At 76.8% G+C, this 2,241-nt stretch carries 2 protein-coding genes; one reads left to right on the top strand and one right to left on the bottom strand.

Going from position 1 to position 2,241, the window contains the following annotated elements; genetic code table 11:
- Positions 1–461, top strand: a 461-nt coding sequence (locus ABZ641_RS33905; RefSeq protein ID WP_359988130.1) for a GNAT family N-acetyltransferase, incomplete at its 5' end; no start/stop codon positions are given.
- On the opposite strand, the gene ABZ641_RS33900 is transcribed toward ABZ641_RS33905, so the two are convergent.
- Positions 428–1,498, bottom strand: coding sequence for an HAD family hydrolase (locus ABZ641_RS33900; protein WP_359988128.1), 1,071 nt, complete (start codon positions 1,496–1,498; stop codon positions 428–430). The genes ABZ641_RS33905 and ABZ641_RS33900 overlap by 34 nt on opposite strands.
- Positions 1,499–2,241: the final 743 nt, after the last annotated feature.

Here is a 2,241-nt window from a genome sequence, read left to right as displayed (position 1 = left end):
CCCCGCGGGGACGGCGCGGGGAGCCGGCGGGCCGGCTGACGGTCGGCGAGGCGCTGTCGCCGGAACAGCTCGGCGAGGTGGAGCGCGTGGTCGTCGACGGCTTCCCGATGCCCGCCCGGCTGCCGTTCGTCCGAGGCGCGATGCTGCCGCCCGGGCTGCTGGACGCCCCCGGCCACCGCGCCTGGGTGGCCCGGGTGGCCGGCCGCCCCGCCGGGGCCTGCGTCAGCCACGACGACGGCACGGCCGTCGGCCTCTACTCCGTGGCGACCCTCCCCGAGCACCGCTCGCGCGGCATCGGCCGGGCCCTGGTGGCCGCCGTGCTGGCCGCCCACCCCGACCGGCCGGCCACCCTGACCTCGACCCTGCTGGGCGAGCCGCTGTACCGCCGGCTCGGCTTCACCGAGCACGGCGTCGCGCGCTGGTGGCGCTACCCGGCGACGCCGTCGTCGATGACCGTGTAGCCGGCCGCCGCCGCGACCGGTCCGACGGCCGCCTGCGGCACGGTGAAGCGGGTCAGCACCGGCGCCGGGGCGTCGCCGCCCGCGCTTCCCGGGCCGCCGGTGACGCCCGCGTGCGCCACGGCGGGCAGCGGGCCGGCCGGCGCCTGCAGGGCGGCCGCGGCGGCGGGGCTCAGCCGGACGGCGGCCGACTGCGCCGGCGCGCGCCCGGCGCCCAGCGGGGTGGTGCCGCCGACGGAGGGGAGCTGGACGACGGACGGGAGCTGCACGACCGGGGTGACCGGCACGACCGGGTCCGCGGCGGCCCGCCGGGCGGCGGCCTGCTGCGCCACGGCACGCCGGACGGCCCCGCGGCGGACGGTGTCGGCGGTGGGCGCGCTGCGGGCGCCGAGGACGAGGCCGACGGCCTCCGGCAGCCCGGCGGCGCTCAGCGTCGGACGGTAGCCCTGCTCGGCCCACGGGCGGCCCAGGTGCAGCCAGACGCTGCGCAGCCCCGCGACCTCGGCGCCCGCGACGTCCGCCGGGCCGTGGTCGCCGATCATCCAGGTGTTGGCCTCCCAGCCGGGGGAGGGGGCGACCCCGCAGCGGCGGGCGGCGATCTCGAAGATCAGCGGGTCCGGCTTCACGCACCGCGCCTCCTCCGAGACGACCCAGCCGTCGACGAGGCGGTCGAGCCCGGTGCGGCGCATCTTCTCCACCTGGGGCTTGGTGCCGCCGTTGCTGACGATGCCGAGGGTCCAGCCGGAGGCCCGGGCGGCGTGCAGCGCGTCGAGGTGGGAAGCGGGGCAGTGGATGTGCGCGTTGATGCCGCGGCGGTAGTGGGCGAGCAGCAGGTCCATCGAGTGGTCCAGGCCGTAGCGGCGCTTCGCGGCGCCCAGTACGGTGCTGCGCGGCACGTACCCGCTGCCGTCGATGGTGGTGAACCAGTCGATGTCGGCGGCGGGCAGGCGGTGTTCGGCCAGGAAGTCCACGGCCCACGCCCGGTAGGCGGCGTCCCTGGGCAGCAGGGTGTTGTCGAGGTCGAACAGGAGCAGCGGCATGTCGAGCATGCTGCCAGTGCGGGCACGTATGCATCTGGCAATTGCCAATCGTCGACCTGTCCGCGGGGCGGATTGGCCGAATCCGGACGGTGACGGACCGGTGGCCGAACGCGATGTTTCGCCGGGGCTGTGACGGGTGGGGCGAGTGGGGCGCGAATGCACTGGTGGGAGCGGTGTGAAGGGCTCCGTCGCGGCACCGCGTGACCGTCCCGGTGCCTCGTGCGACCGCCCCGGTGCCTCTCGATGACGGTCGGATCACGTTGTGTGTTCGGCCTGTTGCGTTATCGGGGGTTGTCGGTCAAGCTCCTGGGAACCTCCGTGACAGGTGGCCTCCGGCCGGCGTGCGCGGGGGGCGCACAAAGCGCGGGCGCACGCGGTCCGTTTGCGGGAACCCCGGCCCACCGGGGTCCGACTGCTGGGCCGCGTTCCGCGCTCGTCGTACTCTGAGAGGAACAGGTCGCATCCAGTGGTGCTCGGCGGAGATCGGCTCGGTGCCGAGGGTGGGCCTGCTGCCCCGGCGGCGCTGTTGCGTTCCGTCGGCCCGTCCTCCCCGAACAGCTGTGAGCGATGGCTGGTTTTGAGCCTCCCGTACCCGCCGGTGCGGATGCCGGCGGCGGTGCGCTGCCGGTCCGCGGCGGGCCCCTCGGCGGTCGCTCCCAGGCCCGCAGGGCCGCACTCGCCGCAGCCCGCGCTGCGGCCCTCCGCGCCTGGCCGCTGTCCGCGCGGCGCCGGGCGGGGGCACA

This window comes from Kitasatospora sp. NPDC007106 (assembly GCF_040634455.1).
In the GTDB taxonomy this organism is placed as follows: Bacteria; Actinomycetota; Actinomycetes; order Streptomycetales; family Streptomycetaceae; genus Kitasatospora; species Kitasatospora arboriphila.
This window is presented reverse-complemented; position numbering and strand designations above follow the sequence as displayed.